Origin of the sequence: Shewanella sp. SP1S2-4 (genome assembly GCF_031932075.1) — a bacterium.
GTDB classification, from domain to species: domain Bacteria; phylum Pseudomonadota; class Gammaproteobacteria; order Enterobacterales; family Shewanellaceae; genus Shewanella; species Shewanella baltica.
Window position 1 is genome coordinate 13,361 of record NZ_JAUOET010000020.1, and the last position, 22,205, is coordinate 35,565.

At 47.1% G+C, this 22,205-nt stretch carries 16 protein-coding genes; 7 read left to right on the forward strand and 9 right to left on the reverse strand.

Annotated features, from left to right (window positions below):
- Positions 1-43 precede the first annotated feature (43 nt).
- The 4 genes from Q4Q52_RS16285 to Q4Q52_RS16300 all read right to left on the reverse strand — a co-directional run bounded on the left by Q4Q52_RS16285 (position 44) and on the right by Q4Q52_RS16300 (position 7,105).
- Positions 44-3,940, reverse strand: coding sequence for a S8 family serine peptidase (locus tag Q4Q52_RS16285; protein ID WP_311991100.1), 3,897 nt, complete (start codon positions 3,938-3,940; stop codon positions 44-46).
- A gap of 716 nt (positions 3,941-4,656) precedes the next feature.
- Entirely contained in the window at positions 4,657-5,058 is a 402-nt protein-coding gene (locus Q4Q52_RS16290; protein WP_220590659.1) for a YbaY family lipoprotein, read from the reverse strand.
- 1 nt (position 5,059) lies between these two features.
- Positions 5,060-5,926 carry an acyl-CoA thioesterase II gene (gene tesB, locus Q4Q52_RS16295; protein WP_006082309.1) on the reverse strand — a complete coding sequence of 289 codons (867 nt, stop codon included), beginning with the start codon at positions 5,924-5,926 and terminating at the stop codon, positions 5,060-5,062.
- Between the two features lie 240 nt (positions 5,927-6,166).
- Entirely contained in the window at positions 6,167-7,105 is a 939-nt protein-coding gene (locus tag Q4Q52_RS16300; protein ID WP_311991101.1) for an SDR family NAD(P)-dependent oxidoreductase, read from the reverse strand.
- A 366-nt stretch (positions 7,106-7,471) separates the two neighbouring features.
- Between Q4Q52_RS16300 and Q4Q52_RS16305 the strand changes: the two genes are divergently transcribed.
- Positions 7,472-8,347 (forward strand): 1,4-dihydroxy-2-naphthoate polyprenyltransferase, encoded by an 876-nt coding sequence (locus Q4Q52_RS16305; protein WP_006082311.1) that lies wholly within the window; start codon positions 7,472-7,474, stop codon positions 8,345-8,347.
- Between the two features lie 188 nt (positions 8,348-8,535).
- Here Q4Q52_RS16305 and Q4Q52_RS16310 read toward each other — a convergent pair whose 3' ends face one another.
- A complete protein-coding gene (locus tag Q4Q52_RS16310) occupies positions 8,536-9,351 on the reverse strand; it encodes a class III extradiol ring-cleavage dioxygenase (protein ID WP_311991102.1) in 816 nt (271 codons plus the stop codon).
- Between the two features lie 61 nt (positions 9,352-9,412).
- Positions 9,413-9,895 (reverse strand): DoxX family protein, encoded by a 483-nt coding sequence (locus tag Q4Q52_RS16315; protein WP_311991103.1) that lies wholly within the window; start codon positions 9,893-9,895, stop codon positions 9,413-9,415.
- Between the two features lie 158 nt (positions 9,896-10,053).
- Between Q4Q52_RS16315 and Q4Q52_RS16320 the strand changes: the two genes are divergently transcribed.
- Positions 10,054-10,953: a LysR family transcriptional regulator gene (locus tag Q4Q52_RS16320; RefSeq protein ID WP_311991104.1), complete on the forward strand. Its 900-nt coding sequence runs from the start codon at positions 10,054-10,056 to the stop codon at positions 10,951-10,953.
- 144 nt (positions 10,954-11,097) lie between these two features.
- Here Q4Q52_RS16320 and gndA read toward each other — a convergent pair whose 3' ends face one another.
- The 3 genes from gndA to Q4Q52_RS16335 all read right to left on the reverse strand — a co-directional run bounded on the left by gndA (position 11,098) and on the right by Q4Q52_RS16335 (position 15,467).
- A complete protein-coding gene (gndA, locus tag Q4Q52_RS16325) occupies positions 11,098-12,624 on the reverse strand; it encodes an NADP-dependent phosphogluconate dehydrogenase (protein WP_311991105.1) in 1,527 nt (508 codons plus the stop codon).
- A 207-nt stretch (positions 12,625-12,831) separates the two neighbouring features.
- Positions 12,832-13,146, reverse strand: a complete 315-nt coding sequence (gene sugE, locus Q4Q52_RS16330; RefSeq protein ID WP_011847232.1) for a quaternary ammonium compound efflux SMR transporter SugE — start codon at positions 13,144-13,146, stop codon at positions 12,832-12,834.
- Between the two features lie 362 nt (positions 13,147-13,508).
- A complete protein-coding gene (locus Q4Q52_RS16335) occupies positions 13,509-15,467 on the reverse strand; it encodes a propionyl-CoA synthetase (protein WP_311991106.1) in 1,959 nt (652 codons plus the stop codon).
- A 291-nt stretch (positions 15,468-15,758) separates the two neighbouring features.
- On the opposite strand from Q4Q52_RS16335, the gene Q4Q52_RS16340 reads away from it, so the two are divergent.
- The 5 genes from Q4Q52_RS16340 to Q4Q52_RS16360 all read left to right on the forward strand — a co-directional run bounded on the left by Q4Q52_RS16340 (position 15,759) and on the right by Q4Q52_RS16360 (position 22,205).
- Positions 15,759-16,166, forward strand: a complete 408-nt coding sequence (locus tag Q4Q52_RS16340; protein WP_006082318.1) for a MerR family transcriptional regulator — start codon at positions 15,759-15,761, stop codon at positions 16,164-16,166.
- Positions 16,167-16,347: 181 nt separating this feature from the next.
- Entirely contained in the window at positions 16,348-17,517 is a 1,170-nt protein-coding gene (locus Q4Q52_RS16345; protein WP_115334271.1) for an isovaleryl-CoA dehydrogenase, read from the forward strand.
- Between the two features lie 116 nt (positions 17,518-17,633).
- Entirely contained in the window at positions 17,634-19,241 is a 1,608-nt protein-coding gene (locus Q4Q52_RS16350) for a carboxyl transferase domain-containing protein (protein WP_006082320.1), read from the forward strand.
- A 49-nt stretch (positions 19,242-19,290) separates the two neighbouring features.
- Positions 19,291-20,163, forward strand: a complete 873-nt coding sequence (locus tag Q4Q52_RS16355) for an enoyl-CoA hydratase-related protein (RefSeq protein WP_259516198.1) — start codon at positions 19,291-19,293, stop codon at positions 20,161-20,163.
- Complete coding sequence (locus tag Q4Q52_RS16360; RefSeq protein WP_259516199.1) at positions 20,163-22,205, forward strand: acetyl/propionyl/methylcrotonyl-CoA carboxylase subunit alpha; 2,043 nt, start codon at positions 20,163-20,165, stop codon at positions 22,203-22,205. Before Q4Q52_RS16355 ends, Q4Q52_RS16360 begins: the two co-directional genes overlap by 1 nt.

Below are 22,205 nucleotides of genomic sequence, written 5' to 3' on the forward strand. Positions count from 1 at the left end.
ACTATTAAATTACTGTTAAACCTCTCGATTTAACCCTGAGCGATTAGCCTTGTTTACGACGACCAAAGGCAAATGGTAGCAATAACAAGCTTAACCAACCTAATGAACCACCATCATCTTTCTTAGCTGGTGTTTCAGTCACAGACACAGACACGACACTTGAATCTTTGTTGCCATGGTTGTCCGCTACAGTAAGTTGGAATGACACTGTTTGAGCAGTACCACTCACTTCTGGCGCCACTAGATTAAGCTTGGCTGCATTAGCGTCAAAGTTAAAGCTCGCGCCACCTAACTGAGTCCATTTGTAGGTTAATGGATCATTATTGGCATCGGATGACTTGCTCGCATCGATAAACAGTGGTTTACCTTCTTGAACAGATACCGGTGCTTCAATCACTGCCACTGGCGCCACTTCTGGAACATCAAATTGATATTCTTGCTTCAAGATTTGAGCCGACTCGTTGTTCACTTTGTTGGTCAAAGTCACAAGGTTGTCTTGGCTTGCCTTACGTGGCACTAAGTCAAACGTCACATCTTGCGCCGCGGCACCAGAGGCCATCTCGATAGTCCAAGTGATCTTATTGCCCACTTGCGTACCTTGATGGCTGATATTAGCCACTTCATGACCTTCTGGTAATAACGCTTCTAAGGTGTAAACGCGGGTTTCTTGCGTTTTGTTCGCTTCGACACGGGTCTTCATCACTTTAGCGGCGCCTGGCGTTAACTCGCCAGAAACAGTGCTACCTAGAGGCGGTAAAACATCATCACTGACGCGCTCAAATATAACTGGAATTTTAACCGGTGCGACTTTGTCATCAGTAGTGGTCAGAGTCAGCATTGCCAAGCCTGCATCGCCCACTAACATCGCTTGTTTCCACGCTAAGTTGACGTTGAAATCTTTATGATCACCGGTAAGATTTGCCGTTAAGTTATCACCCGCTTCATCGTATAAGGTCACTTGTTTCAAACTAAAAGCATCATCCGCATCGGCTGCAGATGCCTGATAGTTTTGTATCACGACGATATACTCACCTTTCACTGGGTTCTTAATAGACACACTTTCTTTTGAACCACCAAACGCAGAAGATGCCGCGATAGAAAGCTTACTACCATCTTTCTTATCGAGTATCACAAACATGTCTAAGTCAGGAGAGGTGGTATTACCGATTGATGCATTGAAATATAACGCTTTGTCTTCAACGTTAAAGCTAAATACTTTTACGCCATCGGCTAAATCATCAAATGCACTATCGGTATTTGAATCCTGTTTCACACTTGATTCATAAGTAGCGCTTAACTTAAGTTCAGTCACTGTAGCCGCAACACCCGGTAGATCAATCGCTTTTAAGTGAGCTAAATTGCGCTCATCGGCATCACGTGAGGCTGAAACATTAACAACCGCAGGTAAGTCGCGTTTAGCAATCTTAGCCACGATCGGCATGTTAGCCGTTGGGAAGGCTTCCGAAGCTAATACTAAGTTACCAAAGCCCCAACTTGCACCCACGTCAGTCACATCAGCAGTCACTGTGATAGTTTGGCTCTCACCTTTTTTCAGGTTGAAGCTTTCTGGCGTCACAGTTAACGCGAACTTATCGGTTGCGGAAACACCTTTTGCAGTCCAGCTACCGTCAGCCGTTGCAGTGACAGTACGTGTCCAAGTACAAGTATCGATACAACGTGAATCAGCCATGCTTGGAATGTTTAGCTTACGTGGATCGCCACCTGTTGTAGGGTTAGCAATCTCGTAGTTTAAGGCACTTTCATCCATCACTAAGCCAGATTTTGCCGCTAAATCCACACGAATACGGCCTGCGCCTACGTCAAACGGATCTGCAACGGTTTTACCATCGGCTTTTTTCATGGCTTGGGCTGTCGTTGCTGTCATCATTAACGCAGAACGAATGTTATCTGGGGTCCAATCTTTATGCAGCGATTTAAGTAACGCGCCAGCACCGGCAACATGAGGACTCGCCATTGAAGTACCTGACATCAAAGTGAAATCAGCAGGATCAGTCCCAGTCTTATCATGGCCAAACTGTTGATCTGAATAAGCAGCGTAGATATCACTACCCGGTGCAGCAACATAAGGCACGAGTACATCGTTAGTCAGGTTAGGTCCAATCAAGGAGCTGGCAGCTAAAATATCCGCTTCTTTACTGATGACTTTAGGGGTTGGAGACAGCGTGATTTCAAGCGCTGGATTTGCCGCCATAGCAGCAATCAGTTCTAAGCCATCGATATCGCCAATAAATACCGCTGGAATATCCAATTTATCTAGCCCAGACATGGTCAGGCGCGCATTATTTTCACCATCTCTATTGAAAACAATCACACCCTTAGCGCCAGCTTTCATCGCCGCTGCCACTTTAATATCGAATGAACAACCGCCGCGTCTTAAAACAGCGATCTTATCTTTAAAAGCATCGGCGGCAAATGGTTTACAGGCTTCAAAATTAGCCGCATCAATTGTACCAGCATAAACAGGCACACCTTTGAGCACTTCAGTTTGAACTGGACCCGATCCCGCAGTGTAATTGTAGTTTTTACCATTAAATTCAACGGCACGTACTATGTCACGATTGTGAGTCGAATTAGCAACTGACGTATACCAAGGTGCATTTTTAGGTGTAGAGTAAGGCGTTTGATTAATAGCAGGGCTAGTATTTGTCGCGGCACGTGTGTTACCCGCAGCAACGGCAGCAAAAATACCCGCATTACGTGCAGCTAAGAAACCTTGCTCTGTTGCACTATTCCACGGATTTCCACCACCGCTGATTGAAAAGTTAATCACATCGACGCCATCTTTGATTGCATCGTCTAACGCTTTTAAAATAGGTGCGGTCGGGCAGCCAGAATAAGTGTCGCCCGCATTACCCGGATTACAGATTTGATAGGCAATGATGTTTGCATGTGGTGCAACACCTGAGATTTGCGCAAATTCAAGACCCGTCGCAATACCATCACCTTCTAACTTACCGGTTTCACCTTGCACATAAGGGACATTCACTAAAATGTTACCCGCTGCTGTACTGGCAACGTGCGAACCGTGTCCGCCGTAATCCTCACCATTTTTTGCCGGAGGGGTGTCACCATACACTTTTACGTCATCAAAGTTATTGGTGATTTCTGGATAGCTACGGACACCGATCAGTTTGTCGTTACACATGCTGGCGAAGTCAGTTTTACAGTCACCAATATAGATGCCTTGACCTAATGGGTTAGTGTGGTCATAACCATCTTGGCCAACATCCGCAAATGAAGCATGGTCAGAGTTAATACCTGAGTCGATGATACCGACAATCACACCTTCACCCATGGCTTTAGTGCCCGTTGCACTGCCATCCCATACATTTGGCGAACCGATAAGCGCTTGACTGACATCAGTTTCCATTTGTTCCATGCGCTCGCGCTCAACAAACGCAACCTCAGGTAACTCAGCCATTTTCTTCGCTTGAGCTTGAGTCATGCGAACTGCCATACCGTTTAACGCATACTGATAGGTCGTTAATGGCTGCAGATTGGTGCCAATAGCCGCACTTGCGTTAGCTAAAAATCGGTTCTGTTTTACTTTCAAATAACTAACATAACTTTTGACTTCAGCTTTAGAAGCATCAAGTTTACCGTTCACAGCAACTTTTGAAGTACCGTTTACCTGCACTCTTTGTGAACTAGTCGCTTTCAATCCTGGAATAGTTCCTTGGTAATTAGCAACCGAACTATCGCGTAAACGAACGATATAAGTATATTCACCCTCACCTAAATCTGCTTCTGGTACAAACTTAACTTCAGCCCCGGCAGCATTACCGCGTAATGACATTGCTTGTAGTTCACTTGGAATATCTAACTGAAGTGTTTCACCAGTGGGTGATAAAACTGTTTGCGCATTTGCCGCCGACGATAACAGCGCCATAGACACTGCTAGTGCTATTTTAGTTTTCATTGTGACTTCCCTAATTCTTATAAGTTGTATGATTTATAAAACTCAGGTTGGTGGCTTGAAAACATTGCAACAACCAAGAACGTCACCTGTAACTGACATTTTTTATGAATAACCATTCAATTTACTGTGATGATGATCACTGAGTTTTATCGCTACAATTTGTAACACGCGCAGACACAAATTAAAACACCAAGTTAACAGAACGTAGCCCAGTAAATCATTTGTCAGGGTCCATTTATGATAAAAAAGCTAAATAGTTTGTTTAGTGAGTCGGATAGACTGTAAGACCAGACTAATATATAAAGTTACTGGAAAACAAAATAATCAATACAATTAAATACTTGAAATCAAGAATTAATCACCTAGTTAATGTAAACACAAACGGAACGTGTTACCGTAAAAATATTGGCGCCCTCAAAAAAACAGTTACAACAACAAACAAAAGCAACCAAAATAATTAACAAAAAACAAACAAATAATAATCAATTTTAAAACAATTTAGCGCAAGTACCATTTGCCCACATGGCCCACTTTTATAAATAAATACTGACATATGCATTAATATTCTTAGTTCTATATAAAGAAAAACCCTATCTTATGTCACAGACACAGCATGCAAGTTCAAATATTAACCATTAAAAAGCCCTTGCAATATAAATTGAAAGGGCTACATCTTTATCAATCCAAAACCGATATGGGCCGATAATTAAGCGTGGTTAATTAGCCATAACCGCCTTCATTAATACTTCTGTTGTGAACTTATCATTATTGACGACAGGGAACCTGTCATAGGTTTGGAAGATCACTTGGTCTTGGAATTTGATCATTGCCACAACACCATATTGAATACTCTTATCGATCGATTTGGCGGGCAACGTAAATTTAAACGGCACTGGCGCTCTGGCGATGTTAAAGGTTTTCTGTGCAACGATAACACCCGGTGTATTCAAATCAATGATAGCAATCGTGATTTGGCAACCTTGAGGCAAAGGGATCTTCTCTAAATAACCCGCTGCGCCATTGATAATAATTGGGGGTTCAGGTTTAACCGTCACGCAGCCATTGAGCAGAATAGCCATGAGCGAGACTAATACAAACGACCTTATCTTAAGCAACATACTAACGTCCTTTTACCATGCGGATCAGACCTTCTTGGGTAGAAGAAGCCACTAACTCGCCTTGTTGATTGAAAAACTGCCCTCTGACATAACCTCTGCCACCGCTGGCATTGGGGCTATCAATACTATAAAGCAACCACTCTCCCATATTAATCGGACGATGGAACCACATCGCATGATCTATAGTAGCCATGCGCACTCCAGGACTTAAAAACGACACGCCGTGGGGCTGAGCCGCTGTCACCAGAAAGTTAAAGTCCGAGGCATAGGCGAGTAAATATTCATGAATATGGGCGTCATTTGGCATGGGACCATTGGCCCTCATCCACACATGACGGTACGGCTCGGTTTCTTTGGGCGCAAAGGGATGTAATGGATTAACCAGTCGCATCTCAATGGGCGCATCGGCCATAAACTTTTCGAGTATACTCGGCGGCACTTTATCCCGCATCGTCAGCGCTAATTCCTGCTGATTCAATAAACCTTCAGGTCCAGGTACTTGCGGCATCATCGCTTGATGACTAAATCCTTCTTCCGGTTCTTGGAAGGAACAGGTCATGTGGAAAATCGGTCGACCTTTTTGAATTGCACTCACGCGGCGCGCACTAAAACTGCCGCCATCTCGCATATTTTCGACTTCATACACAATCGGTAACTTCTCGTCACCTGCACGTAAAAAGTAAGAGTGTAATGAGTGGACCTTACGCTCAACTGGGACGGTTTGTTTAGCGGCGCTCAGCGCTTGCCCCATCACTTGACCACCAAACACATGCCCAAATCCCAGATCTTGGCTCTGACCACGAAAGAGGCCGATTTCAATTTGCTCAAGGGAAAGTAATGATAAAAGATCGTCTAATACCTGACTCATGGGATCCTACTGCATAATTAGCCATTAATGCTAAAGGGTAACTCAGTTCGCCTTAAGCTGACCAGTCTTCTATCGATTATTCACAATGAAATCATCACTCCCACTATACAGGATTTAAACGAGGCTTGACTCAAGTTCAGTGCGGGTGTCATCTGCGTATTGTGAAGGGTTTTACTTGATCCGTTAACGCGGTTTAATAACAGAGGTCATGGGCTGAGTTATGGGTAACAGTGTCACTCATCAGTCAATTTTAATATGGTGTTCTAGCGCACTTAACTGAGACCAAGACAAGACTTTATCCTCACCACTGGAGTGCAAAGTAACAGGAAAGGATTGGTGTAACTGAGGCCACTGCTGCGCGAGATTATCTGGCGTAAAAAGCCCCTCATTAAAATACATAGGCTGAAACTCAACAAACATGCCATGGCTGACACTGCCCGCACCTGCGAGTAAGTGTTGACCATTGGGCGCCTGTTCACTCACCAAAAAAGCCGTCGTGGCGGTTAATGACTCAAAGGAAAATAACGGCTGAATCGCACTTGCTAAATGTTTGGCTGTCATCGCTGTGACGGCCTGTGGGCATAAACTATTGACGCGAATATTATGAATTTCTCCTTCTATCGATAAGCAATTCACCATGCCCACCAGCGCCATTTTACTCGCGCTGAAACCGACTTGATGCAAATCACCAAATAAGGCCGAAGCTCCCGTCGTCATCATGATCCGACCATAATCCTGTTGTTGCATATAGGGCCAAACGGCTTGCGTCAGATAAAAACTGCCATTGAGATCGACATCCAATTGCCGTTGCCACTGCTCAAGCTTAATGTGTTCGAACGGACAAGCACCGTAGACCCCCGCGTTATTAATCAAGATATCAATGCGATGCCAACGTAGGATCACCTCTTCGACCATGCGGTTTACTTCATCCCGCTGGCTAACATCAAGCACAAAGTAGAGACAGTCACCGCCGAGTTTAATAATGCTGCAGTAGGTTTGCATCAATGCTAAGTTGGCCGGCATTGTTTGAGCGCTGTCGGTAGAAATAGACTCGGATGACGATAACGGCTGATCAACGAGCACCACTTTCGCGCCCCGCTCAGCCAACATGATGGCATAGGCTCGACCTAGCCCAGCTCCCGCCCCAGTGACTAACGCCACCTTATTATCGAAACGCATCCAAATGTATCCTTATCGGCATGACAGTAGCGGCAAAACGCAGCCAATGAATGCACAAAAACAACCCGCATAAGGCGACTCGCACCTGTGGTATCTCCAGTTGAACATAGGATTTAGCGTTACGCCTATGTCTTGGGCGGTGCAGCGTCTCCAACAACATCCGCTATAGAAACACAGACTTTTTTGATTTTCTTTGAGCTTGACGACAAATCTCCGCCTACATCAGTGAACATATGTGCGCCAATTCAAACTCTGTTAAATGCGTTTATTAGATAGTGCTCACTTTCGTGTTAAATCTTGTTATGCTATGCGCTAATTGAGCCCTTGTTCGATACCATTCCCATTTACCAATAACGACTGGACGCCATGAATCCTTGGATTTTAGCTATAAGACCCCGTACGCTACCCGCGGCCATAGGTCCCCTATTGATAGGCAATATTCTCGCCCTGCATCTTGAGAGTTACAGCTGGTTAATCGCTGCCACTTCTATGCTGTGCGCTGTGCTATTACAAATTGCCGTCAATCTCGCTAACGACTATTTTGACTTTAAAAACGGCATAGACACGGCCGAACGCTTAGGACCCGTTCGCGTGACGCAAAGTGGTTTAATTCCACCAACGAGCGTCCGCAATGCCATGATATTTTGCCTATTAATGGCGCTTGCAGTGGGTTCCTATTTAATTTGGCACGGAGGCTGGCCTATCGCGATTCTCGCCGCGGCCGCCATTTTAGGTGCACTCGGTTACAGTGGTGGCCCCTACCCCCTCGCTTCCCATGGGCTGGGCGAAGTCGCGGCCTTTATCTTTTTCGGATTAGTCGCCGTCGTGGGGAGTTATTATCTGCAGGCGGGCGATACAACAATCAATGCTTGGTTATTAGGCTGCGCCATTGGGCTGTTCAATGCGGCTATCATGCTGGTGAATAACACCCGCGATATTCGTACCGACACCCAAGCTGGCAAACACACTCTGGCAGTACGTATCGGCGAAGCACAATCAAAAGTGTTATATCAAGCGCTGATTTACCTGCCCTTCGGCTTAGTGATTGCAGGCTTTCTACTGGGTATTTTACCTGGGTTACCAGTATTGCTCGCGGGGTTGTCACTGCTTATCGCCCGTAAACTCAGCAGCGATTTCTATGCGGTGTCTGGTGAAGCGTTAAATCCGTTACTCGGCCGCACGGCTAAGTTAACGATGATTTTCAGTACCTTGTTTAGCGTGGGTTTAGTGTTTACCGCATAAGAGTAAAGCCGCTAGGCTAATGCAACTGGTCGCTACAAGCAGCCGCAGCTTAATCCTGAATACAACAAAGGTTCGTATCTGTCGAGGATACGAACCTTTTTTATTGGCTAAATATGCTTAGCCTTAGGTTTACTGTCATGTTCGACCACGGCAATCCAACATCAGACTATTGCCAGATTACTGCCAGATTATTGCCATATATAGCCTGAGATCAGTGTATTTAATAAAATGCCGTTAAAGTTACGTAGCGCTTGGGATGAATCACTGTGTCCAGCACCGAAACACACATGCAGAGGCAATAAATGTTCTTCCCGCGGATGACTAAACCGCGCCTCAGGAGCCGCTTGCCAGTGAGTCAGTGCTGTTTTGGTCTCGGCAGTGTTCACGCTTGCGGTTAATGTTTGCGTCAGCCAATAGTCAAACTCTGCGCTGCGACTTTGGACCGTGGGATCGCTTGAAAAAAACGCCCGCATATTGTGAAACGACATCCCTGAGCCCACAATCAATACCCCTTGATCCCGCAGCGGCGCTAAGGCTTCGCCAATCGCTATATGGGTTTCAGGATCGAGACTGTGGACTAACGACATTTGTACTACGGGAATATTCGCCTCGGGATACATCAACTTAAGTGGTACAAAGGTACCGTGATCAAATGCGCGTTCGCTATCTAAGCGGGCGGCGATACCTTTATCCGCGAGCATATTCGCAATCTGCGCCGCTAATTCTGGCTCACCCGGTGCAGGATATGTCAGCTGATACGCTTCGGGTGGAAAACCATAGTAGTCATATAAAATGCCGGGCTTAGGGCTACTCGACAAGGTCACCACAGATTCTTCCCAATGGGCGGTGATCAGCACAATCGCCTTAGGGGTTTCAATGGGCGCGGTCACTGAGGTTATAAAAGCACACAACTCTTTATGATTGGCATCATTTAGCAAAGGCATTGGACCACCACCGTGGGGCACAAATAGCACAGGCATACGACTCGCTTTAACTTGCATCATGGCTTTCTCTTGTTGATTAACTTATATCGGTACGACTGACTTCAGACTCTATTTTTATCACTTAAAATGCGGAGCGACTTAGCGCCAACTGCCGCTGAAATTGCACTAAACGCTCAATAATTTCATCCAGTTTGATAACTAGAAAGAGTCCAGCCGATAAACTCAATGCAGGCAGTGCATTAATCGCCGCTTCATAGTTAAAGTGGAAATAAATCGCCCCCATCATAATCGCCAGCAAACCGCTCGCCGATAGCACTCGGTAGTCACGTAGACACAATCCAAGGGCGCCAATCACTTCCATCAAACCAATAAAATAGCCAAATCCGGTGGGAAGATTCATCAAAGTAAACGGAACATGGAACATAGGCACGCCAAATAACTTGGCAAATCCCGAGATAAAAAACACTATGCTCATCGCCAGTGTGACGGTTGCGGCGGCGCGATTGAGTGTATTGGCACAAAGGAATAGCTTCTGCGAATCGGCCTCAGCAACTAAGCTATTGATACTTGAGCCCTTAGCACCACATAAGTTTAAAAATCGCATCGCACACACCCCATTGATCTTAATATTGCCGTCAGTCTTGGGCATAAATGCGCAGACGACGAGCGAGAATGGAGTAGATTATGAGCCGATAAAAGATAAATATGGAATAAAATCTAATATCTCATAAACTAATAATTTATGACTTGCGAGCAATCCCAGTGACCTTAGACCAACTGCTGATGTTTAAAACCGTGGCTGAGGCGGGCTCACTCAAAGCCGCCAGTGACAAGCTACATAAAACTCAACCCGCCATTAGTCAAAGTATCAAACAGTTAGAATCTCAACTCGATCTCATCTTATTTAACCGTGAAGGTTATCGACTCGCTATCACAGAGCAAGGCCGAAAACTGCTGCAACATACCCAGCGGGTGCTGAATGAAGCGCAGGAAATGAAGCAAGTGGCGAAACATTTAGCCAAAGGCAACGAAGCGAGTATCACCTTAGCTTTTGAAGCCTCTTTCAATCTCGCTCGAATTCTACCGATTTTAGAACTGACTCAAAATGAGTTCCCCTACACCCAAATCATTCTCAAACAAGAATTTTTAACTGGTGCGCTCGAAGCGCTGAATCAAGATAAAGCCGAAATCATCATCTCCGCGGGCGGAATTGAGCCCATACGCTCGAGTCATTTAGAATTAGCCTATCTATTTTCCGGTAGCCTGCTCGATGTCGCCGCGCCGCGCATGCTTGAGCGTCATCCGACACTGAGCTACGCACGAGAGCTCGTTAACGAATATCAAATCGTGATCCAAGATACGGGCTCAGGCACTGCGAATATTGAGTTTGGGGTACAAGCGGGGCAACGACGTTGGTATGTTAATGATTTTTATACCAAGAAAATGCTTATTCAAAGTGGTATGGGCTGGGGCAAGCTGCCGCACTATATGATTGAAGATTCACTCAAACAAGGTGTATTGATTGCATTGGAACTACGCGAAAGACAAAACAACATTCAACTCGATTACTATGTGATGCGAAAACCCCACTCACCTTTGGGCCCTGTCGCCCAAGCACTCTGGCAAAAGCTGATCGCCTTTTCATCTGAGCTGAATGCTTAGGAATTCAAGCTTAAGATTTAGCTTAGTGACTTAAAATGAATTGAAGTCAAAAATTCATAAGCCGTTATATAATCATCGACCATAAACAAAAACGCCCCTTATCAAGGGGGCGTTTTTCATTTTGATAGCGGGCAGAACCTTAGATTAAACCTTAGCTAAAGTGCGCTCTTTGGCGCTCCAATCTAAGTGATATTTCTCGCCAGCTGGCGTATCGATACGCTCAAAGGTATGAGAGCCGAAAAAGTCACGCTGACCTTGGAGCAAGTTCGCTGGTAATGTTTCGCAGCGGTAACTGTCGTAATATGCCAGTGCTGAGCTAATACACGGCGCTGGAATACCTTGCATTACCGCAGTCGCTACCGCAGTGCGCCATAGGCCTTGCTTTTCAGATAAAGCTGACGCAAAACTGTCTGCCATCAACAGATTGCTAAGATCGGCATTGTCTTCATAGGCTTGAGTGATTGATTGCAAGAACGTCGCGCGAATAATACAACCCGCACGCCAAATTTTTGCAATTTCAGCAAAGTTTAACTGCCATTTTTGCTCATGGGCCGTCATTGCCATCAACTGGAAGCCTTGCGCGTAACAACACACTTTCGCGCAATATAATGCACTTTCAAGGGCTTCAATCAACTGCGCTTTTTGCGCATCATCGATAGCAGGTGCATTTGGCCCAGCCAATTTCTGGCTAAGTTGTAAACGTAAGGATTTTTGGGTACTTACGGCGCGAGCATATACAGCTTCAGCAATCGTCGGTGCCGGACAACCAATTTGTAAACTGCTCACGGCCGTCCACAAACCCGTGCCTTTTTGGCCCGCTTTATCTAAGATCATTTCCACCAACGGTTTACCCGTTAATGGATCGGCCTGTTTTAAGACTTCGGCACTGATCCCCATCAAATAGCTGTTTAAGCTGCCTTTGTTCCAGTGTTCAAACACATCGCCCACTTCTGCAGCGCTCATGCCTAAACCGTCATGCAGCATTTGATAGGCTTCGCAAATCAACTGCATATCAGCGTATTCAATACCGTTGTGCACCATCTTCACGTAATGGCCAGAACCCGCAGGACCAATATAAGTCGTGCATGGCTCGCCTTCTGTCACTGGATTACCCGGCTCAAAGCGCTCTATGGGTAAACCTGTACTTGAATCAACCTTAGCGGCAATGGCTTTCCAAATAGGTGCAACGTGATGCCATGCATCGATATCGCCGCTTGGCATAAGTGATGGACCGAAACGCGCACCGACTTCACCGCCCGAAACCGCAGAGCTGAAAAATACAAACTGACCTTTGTAGCGCGCTTCACGCTCAACAGTGTCAGTCCATAGGCTGTTACCGGTATCGATAACGATATCATCGGACTCAATTCCGGCAGAAATCAAAGCACTACAGACACCATCGACGGGTGCGCCCGCGGGAACAGAAAGCACAAGAATGCGGGGTTTTGTGAGACTGGCTAACATTTCGGTAAGATTAGCACAGCCAAGAATGCGAGGTTCGAGTCCAGCGCGTTCCTGTTTTTCTTGCTGTATAACACCATTAACTTTAACAGGATCGAGGTCAAATGCGCTGACGTGATATTGGTTATCCGCGATGTTTAGCGCGAGGTTTTTACCCATAACGCCAAGGCCAATTACGCCGATATCATTAAGATTGCTGTGGTTTTGCATTATATAATTCCCACGGGTCACAGAGGTTAGAGCTAACCAATTTTGAGGGGTAATTATACCGATCTTTGTAACTTAATTACCAGAGAGAAAAGGCGATGCATACGATTGGCAATCTCGATTACAGTGAGATTGCCAATCCCGTATTGCGAAACGGGTTAGTTAGGACTTAGCCCAAGTGATACTTGTATTGGCACGTTTATCGACAACTTAGTTTGCGAGTTTAAGCCCTAAAACGCCCAGTAATATCAGTATCAAACTGGCAATCTTAAGTAAGCTAACTCCTTCTCCTAACAGGATAATTCCCGCGATAGCTGTGCCCATAGCGCCAATGCCGACCCACACGCCGTAAGCCGTACCGATAGGCAGTTGCTTAACCGCGAGTCCTAGTAGCAACACACTCACGGCCATCGACGCCACTGTAAAGATACTTGGCCACAAACGTGTAAAACCTTCGGTATATTTAAGCCCTATGGCCCAACCAATTTCGAATAAACCCGCAAGGACTAATAAGAACCAACTCATAGTGAACTCCTAATTAGGGGTCGTCCCCTACCAAATTAAGGCATGTTTAGGGTCGTCCCTAAGCCGGTGAGAATATAAAGTAGTCAGTGATGTGTATCTAAAATATCCATAGATACACACTGCTTCTAGTGGTGATTTTAGTTGAATGAATTAAACAATTGCTAATGCTCAATTCCCGCATATAAACAACTCAAAATAATGCAATTGAGTAGCAAAAACATTCAATAAATACGCGGCAAGAATAGCAAATCATAATGGACTATTGCTCAAATTTAGCGGGGATATTTGTTTCAATTCGCAACAGCAAGCGATTTTTAGAGTGGGAATTTCCAACATGAAATCCCCATTCACTAAACGCAAGCTTAGATTAAGGCATCGGCATAACCCATGCGAGTGAGTGCGGTGCGTACTAGATCTAAAGTCTGTGGATCTTCTATGGTCGCAGGTGCAGTATATTGCTGATTATCGGCAATTTTTCGCATAGTACCGCGTAGAATCTTCCCTGAGCGCGTTTTAGGCAATTTTTGAATCGCACTCACTAACCTAAAGGAGGCGACAGGACCAATTTCTTGGCGTACCAGCGTAATTAACTGTTTATGCAGCTCTTCATCGCTGATCGTCACGCCTTTCTTGAGTACCACTAATCCGAGGGGAACTTGACCTTTAAGCTGGTCATCCACCCCAATCACAGCCGCTTCGGCCACATCAGGGTGTTGACACAATACTTCTTCAAAACGTCCGGTCGATAGCCTGTGTCCTGCTACATTTATGATGTCATCGATACGACTCATAATGTAGAGATAACCATCTTCATCGGTATAACCCGCATCGCCAGTTAAGTAATAACCTGGATACATAGACAAGTAACTATCTTGATAGCGTTGATCATTTTGCCACAATGTAGTTAAGGTTCCCGGCGGCAGAGGCAATTTAATCACCACATTCCCCGAGGTATTGGGCGCAACTTGCTCACCCAATTCATCCACTACTTCAACCGCATAACCAGGCACAGGTAAAGCGGGTGAGCCCGGCTTAATGGCGACGGGCGCTGTGCCCATCAAATTTGCCGCAACTGGCCAACCCGTTTCGGTTTGCCACCAGTGATCGATAACAGGTTTAGCGAGTTTAGTGTGTGCCCAAACTAAAGTGTCGGGATCGCAACGTTCACCTGCTAAAAACACGTTTTTAAGACAAGCTAAATCAACACCTTGTAGATACTCACCATCAGGATCTTCACGCTTGATTGCGCGAATGGCCGTCGGCGCGGTGAAAAAACTTTTGACTTTATATTTGGCAATCGTACGCCAAAAAGCACCGGGATCGGGCGTACCAACAGGTTTGCCTTCATACATTAAGGTTGTAGCACCCACCAGCAGCGGTCCATACACAATGTAAGAATGACCCACAACCCAGCCCACATCGGACGCGGCCCAAAACACATCGCCCGCTTGAATATCGTAAATATGTTGCATCGACCAAGCCAGTGCCACTGCATGGCCGCCATTATCGCGCACCACACCTTTAGGCTGACCCGTGGTGCCTGAGGTATAAAGCACATACAAGGGATCTGTAGCATTAAGAGAAACACAATCGGCCTTAGGTGCAGTCGATAACGCGGCTTGCCAATCTAAGTCACGGCCATCCTGCAAATCGGCTTGATACTGGCAGCGATTTAAAATCAGGCAATGCTCCACCTGATGAACAGCATGTTCCAATGCTTTGTCTAGTAAAGGCTTATAAGGAATCACGCCCGAAGGCTCAATTCCGCAGGATGCCGACAGTACCAATTTAGGTTTGGCATCGTTAATCCGAGTCGCGAGTTCATTGGCGGCAAAGCCACCAAAGACCACAGAATGAATCGCACCTATGCGGGCACAGGCCAACATAGCGAAAGCGGTTTCCGGCACCATAGGCATATAAATCACCACACGGTCGCCCTTCCCTATACCAATAGATTGCATAAAGCCCGCGAGTCGGCTCACTTGAGCCTGTAGCTCCGCGTAGCTAATGCCGTATTCAGTGTCCGTTACTGGGCTCACGTACTGGATCGCCACTTGGTCACCGCGTCCGGCCAACACATGGCGGTCGACGGCGTTGTAACAAGTGTTCATCTCACCATCGGCGAACCAGTGATAAAACGGCGCCTGCGATTCATCGAGCACAGTGTGCGCCGGCTTAATCCAATCGAGCGTCTTCGCCGCTTCTCCCCAGAATTCGGCTTTATTAAGCAAGGATGCTTGGTGCAACGCTTGATGTTTTTGTTGGTTCTGTTTTTGATTTGCGGCTTGCGCTACAGATGCATTTTGCTGTTCGGTCAACATATGTCCTCCAATCAGGACTGCGGCTAAAATCGTCAGCCGCAATAACTACCCCTTCCAACAACCATTATTAACAGGGGGGCCTCAAGCTCACTATTAGACGTTAGCCTATAACCAGAAAAGATATGTGGTTTTATGCGAGAACATTAATTTAAAGCACTCGTTTTAATCTCGCTGCACAGGCTGATGGCAATTGGGATTGACACTTTTTTGCCAACAGAATAAAAGCCAAAATCTTTACCTTTACGTAAACTTCATATATCTTGCTTAAAACTGATTATTTAGGGTGCATGAATGAGCGCAACGAACACACCACAAACGACTTACTCGATCAGTGATCTCTCAAAAGAGTTTGATATCACTACTCGTAGTATTCGTTTTTACGAAGACCAAGGTTTACTTAAGCCTAAACGCCGCGGCCAAACCCGTATTTATAGCCTCAAAGACAGAGTGCGCCTCAAGCTCATTCTTCGCGGTAAACGCTTGGGCTTTTCGTTGGCAGAAACCCGTCGCCTGTTCGAATTATACGATGCCGACAAGAGCAGCACCTCACAGCTCAATACCATGCTGGCGCTAGTGGAAGAAAAGAAATCCGCCCTACAGCAGCAAATGGACGACATTAAAGTGGTGTTGATGGAACTCAATTCCGCCGAGCAGCAATGCCGCTTAGCCTTAGAAGATAACAAAACGGCAAAAGCCTAAATCCCAGTGACAACAAGATCAAGTCAATATGATTGACTAGCGCATCTCAAGACGCAGGATGTTAGCACTAGGATTAAGTACAAGATTTAAAAGACTCAAGCACCTAAAAATCATAAAAACTATAAATTTAAACATCAGAGTTTAATCATCTGAAATTAGAACATCTGAAAGGACACAAGCAATGAACTCTCTCTATACAAGTCTGAATTTTGGCCTAGGCGAAGACGTCGACATGCTGCGCGATGCGGTGCAAGATTTTGCCACTCACGAAATCGCCCCGATTGCCGCGAAAGTGGACCACGACAACGCCTTTCCCAATGAACTTTGGCCTGTGCTGGGGAGTATGGGACTGCTCGGCGTGACCGTAGCTGAAGAATTCGGCGGCGCGAACATGGGCTACCTTGCCCACGTCGTGGCGATGGAAGAAATCTCCCGCGCATCGGCCTCTATCGGCCTAAGCTACGGCGCCCACTCAAACCTGTGTGTGAATCAAATCAACCGTAACGGTAATGCCGCGCAAAAAGCCAAGTATCTGCCAAAACTGGTGAGCGGTGAACATATTGGCGCACTCGCCATGAGTGAGCCAAACGCAGGTTCTGACGTAGTATCAATGAAGTTACACGCCCGTAAAGAAGGCGACCGTTTCATCTTAAACGGTAACAAGATGTGGATCACCAACGGTCCCGATGCGCACACCTATGTGATTTACGCTAAAACCGACTTAACCAAAGGTGCACACGGTATTACCGCCTTTATCGTTGAGCGTGATTCGAAAGGTTTCAGCCAAGCACAAAAACTCGACAAACTCGGCATGCGCGGCTCTAACACCTGCGAATTAGTGTTTGAAGATGTGGAAGTGCCAGAAGAAAACATTTTAGGTGGCCTCAACAACGGCGTTAAAGTGCTGATGAGCGGCTTAGATTACGAGCGCGTCGTGCTATCTGGCGGCCCGCTGGGGATCATGAACGCCTGCATGGATATCGTTGTACCTTACATCCACGAGCGCGAACAATTTGGCAAATCGATTGGTGAATTCCAACTGGTACAAGGCAAGTTAGCCGATATGTACACCGGCATGAATGCCGCCAAATCCTACGTATATGCCGTAGCAAAATCCTGTGACCGCGGTGAAACCACCCGTAAAGACGCCGCAGGTGCGATTCTGTATAGCGCTGAATTAGCAACAAAAATGGCACTGGATGCAATCCAACTACTCGGCGGCAATGGTTATGTTAACGAATACGCCACCGGCCGCTTACTGCGTGATGCCAAGCTGTATGAAATCGGCGCAGGCACCTCAGAAATTCGCCGCATGCTGATTGGCCGCGAACTGTTCAATGAGTCGAAATAACGCGAGTTCCAATAATCTCTCACAAGTGAATGGGTAGCACTGCACTGTAATTTACAGTTTGCGCCACCCATTCGAGCAAGGTGATACCGAGTTTCCGCTTTATAAGGACAATCAAAGTGACGCAAATTAGCAGTCGTATCAACGCCCGTAGCGATGAATTTAAAGCAAAATCCGACGATATGGCCGCCCTAGTGGCCGATCTTAAAACTAAACTCAATAAAATCGAACTCGGTGGCGGCCCTGTGGCGCTGGAGCGCCATTTGTCCCGTGGTAAATTACTGCCTCGTCAACGGGTTGAAAAGCTGCTCGATGCAGGTTCACCCTTTTTAGAACTGTCGCAATTTGCGGCGTTTGAAGTCTACGACGAAGAAGTGCCCGCAGCGGGCATTATTGCCGGTATCGGCCGTGTGAGTGGCGTGGAATGCATGATCATCGCCAACGACGCTACAGTTAAGGGCGGCACTTACTACCCGATTACCGTCAAAAAACACCTTCGTGCCCAAGATATTGCCAGCCGTTGTCACTTGCCTTGTATTTATTTAGTCGACTCGGGCGGCGCTAACCTGCCCCGCCAAGATGAAGTGTTCCCAGACCGCGACCATTTCGGCCGTATCTTTTACAACCAAGCGCAAATGTCCGCCAAAGGTATCCCACAAATCGCTGTGGTCATGGGCTTATGTACCGCAGGTGGTGCCTACGTGCCCGCCATGGCGGATGAATCCATTATCGTAAAAGATCAAGGCACTATCTTCTTAGCGGGCCCGCCATTAGTGAAAGCGGCCACTGGCGAAGAAGTTAGCGCCGAAGAACTGGGCGGCGCCGAAGTGCACACCAAAATTTCCGGCGTGGCGGACCATTTAGCGCAAAACGATGAGCACGCGCTGGAGCTTGCCCGCCGCGCGGTATCACGCCTTAATCATCAAAAAGAAATCAAATCACTGCTGAGCCCAGTCAAGCCGCCAAGATTTGACATTAGCGAACTGTACGGCATTGTCGGCACCGATCTTAAAAAGCCCTTTGATGTCAAAGAAGTGATCGCCCGTATCGTCGATGATTCTGATTTTGATGAGTTTAAAGCCAACTACGGCGCAACCTTAGTGTGCGGTTTTGCCCGTATTCACGGTTACCCTGTCGGTATCGTCGCCAACAACGGCATTCTGTTCTCAGAGTCGGCGCAAAAAGGCGCACACTTTATTGAACTATGCTGCCAGCGCAAAATTCCGCTGCTGTTCCTGCAAAACATCACCGGCTTTATGGTGGGTAAAAAGTACGAACACGAAGGCATAGCCAAACACGGCGCTAAAATGGTGACCGCGGTTTCTTGCGCCAATGTGCCTAAATTCACTGTAATTATCGGCGGCAGCTACGGCGCGGGTAACTACGGCATGTGTGGCCGCGCGTTCGAACCGACCATGATGTGGATGTGGCCTAACGCCCGTATCTCTGTGATGGGTGGCGAGCAAGCGGCTGGCGTACTCGCCACAGTGCGCCGCGACGGTTTAGCCCGAAAAGGTGAAGAATGGTCGGCTGAAGCTGAAAAAGCCTTTAAAGCGCCGATTGTCGCCCAGTACGACAAAGAAGGTCATCCGTATCATGCCAGCGCCCGTTTATGGGATGACGGCATTATCGACCCAGCGCAAACCCGTGATGTGGTCGGCCTTGCCCTATCGGCGGCGTTAAACGCCCCTATTGAAGACACCCGCTTTGGTGTGTTCCGTATGTAAAGGCACATGTGAAAAACATATGCCACACAATAAGATAGGGGAAAGAATAATGACAGACAGATTAAACAGCACTAGCGGCACAAAGGATTTAAGCAACTTGCAGCACGTCACTTATGCGCTCAATAACGGCGTTGCCGAGCTTATTCTTGACCGAGCAGAAGTACACAACGCCTTCGATGAAGTGATGATTAGCGAGATGATTAGCGTCCTTAGCTATTTTGCTGAGCACAAGCAATGCCAAGTACTGGTACTCAAAGCAAACGGCAAAAACTTCAGCGCCGGCGCCGATCTCAATTGGATGCGCAAACAAGCCAAAATGGACTTTGAGCAAAATCTAAATGATGCCAAAGCCTTAGCAAAACTGATGCAGGATTTAGATACCTTTCCTAAGCCCACCATTGCATTAGTGCAAGGCGCAGCCTTTGGCGGCGCACTGGGGCTGATTTGCGCCAGCGATATCGCTATCGCAACGACGCGCGCCAGTTTTTGCTTGAGCGAAGTGAAACTCGGATTGATTCCTGCGGTGATAAGCCCTTACGTTGCCCGCGCTATGGGTAACCGCGCATCGCGCCGCTACATGTTAACGGCCGAACGTTTTAGTGCAGAAACCGCATTAAAGCTGAATGTCATTCATGAGATCAGCGATGACTTAGACGCCGCCGCAAAGCCTATTATTGATGCGCTGCTGGCCAATAGTCCGCAAGGCATGGCGTGGGTAAAAACACTGCTGTCGCATCTTGAAGATGGCGTGATAGACCAAAACACCATTGATTACACTAGCGAGCGTATCGCCCGCATTCGGGTATCAACCGAGGGCCAAGAAGGCTTAAACGCCTTTTTTGAGAAACGTCTGCCTAACTGGCAACAAGCGCTCTCAACTCCCCCCACGCAAAAGCCAAGTGATACCCAAGGAGCCCTTTGATGTTAACCAAGCAAATGTTTACCAAGCTATTGATTGCTAACCGCGGTGAAATCGCCTGTCGCATCATCAAAACCGCCCATGCCATGGGCGTTCGCACCGTTGCCCTATATTCCGATGCCGATAAGGAAGCACGCCATGTCGCCATGGCCGACGAATCTTTCTATTTAGGCGGCAGTGCGCCGGCAGACTCCTATTTAAAGGGCGATTTGATTATCGACATCGCCAAAAAAGCCGGCGCCCAAGCCATTCACCCTGGGTACGGTTTCTTATCTGAAAACGCCAACTTTGCCCGTAAATGTGAAGCCGCAGGCATCGTCTTTGTTGGCCCAGGTAGCGATGCTATCGATGCCATGGGCAGTAAAAGCGCCGCCAAATCTATTATGACGGCGGCAAATGTGCCCTTAGTGCCCGGTTACCACGGCGATGACCAAACCGATGCGACCTTAAAAGCGGAGGCACTGAAAATCGGCTTCCCTATGCTGATTAAAGCGGCTTATGGTGGCGGCGGTAAAGGCATGCGTATTGTCGAGAATGAAGGCGAAATCATGGAAGCCGTTAACTCGGCGCGCCGTGAAGCGGCCTCTTCTTTTGGTAACGATAAGTTATTGATGGAGCGTTATTTACGCCAGCCGCGCCACGTCGAAGTACAAGTGTTTGCCGACACCTTTGGTAACGCGATTTACTTATCGGATCGCGACTGCTCGATTCAACGTCGCCACCAAAAAGTGGTCGAAGAGGCACCAGCACCAGGCTTAAGCGATGCACTGCGCGCCCAAATGGGTGATGCGGCCGTCGCGGCAGCTAAAGCCATCGATTATGTTGGCGCGGGGACGGTAGAGTTTCTGTTAGATACGGACAATAGCTTCTATTTCATGGAGATGAACACTCGTCTGCAGGTTGAGCATCCCGTCACCGAAATGGTCACTGGCCAAGATTTAGTAAAATGGCAATTACTGGTCGCCAGCGGTCAGCCACTACCTCTTAAGCAAGATGAAGTGCGTATTCACGGCCACTCCTTTGAAGTGCGTATTTACGCCGAAGATCCACAAAATGAGTTTTTACCCGCCAGTGGTAAGCTCAACTTTTTGCGCGAACCCGAGCAAAGTAAATATGTGCGTATCGATTCGGGTATTCGTGAAAACGATGTGATCAGTAACTTCTACGATCCTATGATTGCCAAGCTTATCGTCTGGGATGAATCGCGCCCGCGCGCCCTGCAACGTTTAGTGCATGCCTTAGAGTCGTATCAAATCAGCGGTCTTAAGCACAACATTGAGTTTTTGGCGAACATTGCCGAGCACCCAGCGTTTGCCAATGCCGACTTTAGCACTGACTTTATTGGCCGTTATGGCGACACCTTAATTGGTACAGCTTCAAGTGAAGCCGACACTGCGCTTGCCTTTGCCGCGCTGTATCAAGTACTTGCCCGTAAAGAAGCCGCCAAAGCGCAAGCGATCAACAGCGCCGATCCTTACTCACCTTGGGGTCAAGTGAGCGGCTTTAGACTCAACAGTTGCAGCCAACACAATATTGCCCTGCTCGATGACGCCCATGAATTACAGCAGTTGGTGATGCTCGATTTAGGCGGCATGTATCAGTTGCCACTGCACGGTCAAGATTGGTTGCTCAACGGTGAACTGAAACAAGACTTACTGCTCGCCGAAATCAACGGCCATAAGAGTAAAGTGCCGGTTAGCGCACAAGGTGATGACTTTACGCTGTTTTTATCCTCTGGTAGTTACCACTTCAAAGCAGTGCAAACACTCGTGGTCGAAGAACAAGCCAGCAATGCTGACAAGTTAAAAGCACCCATGAACGGCACGGTAGTGACCCATTTAGTCGATGTCGGCGCACAAGTTAAAGCAGGCCAAGGTTTGCTAGTGATGGAAGCCATGAAGATGGAATACACCATAGAAGCGCCGTTTGATGGCATAGTCAGTGAGTTCTACTTTAAGGCGGGCGAGCTAGTGACCGATGGCGCAACCTTGCTTAACGTTGAGCCGTTAGAGACAGACGAGCCAACCGCGACCAAGGAAGCCTAA

Coding starts and splice junctions, on each gene's coding strand:
- Q4Q52_RS16285 (WP_311991100.1), bottom strand. CDS start 3,940: ATGAAAACTAAAATAGCACTAGCAGTGTCTATGGCGCTGTTATCGTCG.
- Q4Q52_RS16290 (WP_220590659.1), bottom strand. CDS start 5,058: ATGTTGCTTAAGATAAGGTCGTTTGTATTAGTCTCGCTCATGGCTATT.
- tesB (WP_006082309.1), bottom strand. CDS start 5,926: ATGAGTCAGGTATTAGACGATCTTTTATCATTACTTTCCCTTGAGCAA.
- Q4Q52_RS16300 (WP_311991101.1), bottom strand. CDS start 7,105: ATGCGTTTCGATAATAAGGTGGCGTTAGTCACTGGGGCGGGAGCTGGG.
- Q4Q52_RS16305 (WP_006082311.1), top strand. CDS start 7,472: ATGAATCCTTGGATTTTAGCTATAAGACCCCGTACGCTACCCGCGGCC.
- Q4Q52_RS16310 (WP_311991102.1), bottom strand. CDS start 9,351: ATGATGCAAGTTAAAGCGAGTCGTATGCCTGTGCTATTTGTGCCCCAC.
- Q4Q52_RS16315 (WP_311991103.1), bottom strand. CDS start 9,895: ATGCGATTTTTAAACTTATGTGGTGCTAAGGGCTCAAGTATCAATAGC.
- gndA (WP_311991105.1), bottom strand. CDS start 12,624: ATGCAAAACCACAGCAATCTTAATGATATCGGCGTAATTGGCCTTGGC.
- sugE (WP_011847232.1), bottom strand. CDS start 13,146: ATGAGTTGGTTCTTATTAGTCCTTGCGGGTTTATTCGAAATTGGTTGG.
- Q4Q52_RS16335 (WP_311991106.1), bottom strand. CDS start 15,467: ATGTTGACCGAACAGCAAAATGCATCTGTAGCGCAAGCCGCAAATCAA.
- Q4Q52_RS16340 (WP_006082318.1), top strand. CDS start 15,759: ATGAGCGCAACGAACACACCACAAACGACTTACTCGATCAGTGATCTC.
- Q4Q52_RS16345 (WP_115334271.1), top strand. CDS start 16,348: ATGAACTCTCTCTATACAAGTCTGAATTTTGGCCTAGGCGAAGACGTC.
- Q4Q52_RS16355 (WP_259516198.1), top strand. CDS start 19,291: ATGACAGACAGATTAAACAGCACTAGCGGCACAAAGGATTTAAGCAAC.
- Q4Q52_RS16360 (WP_259516199.1), top strand. CDS start 20,163: ATGTTAACCAAGCAAATGTTTACCAAGCTATTGATTGCTAACCGCGGT.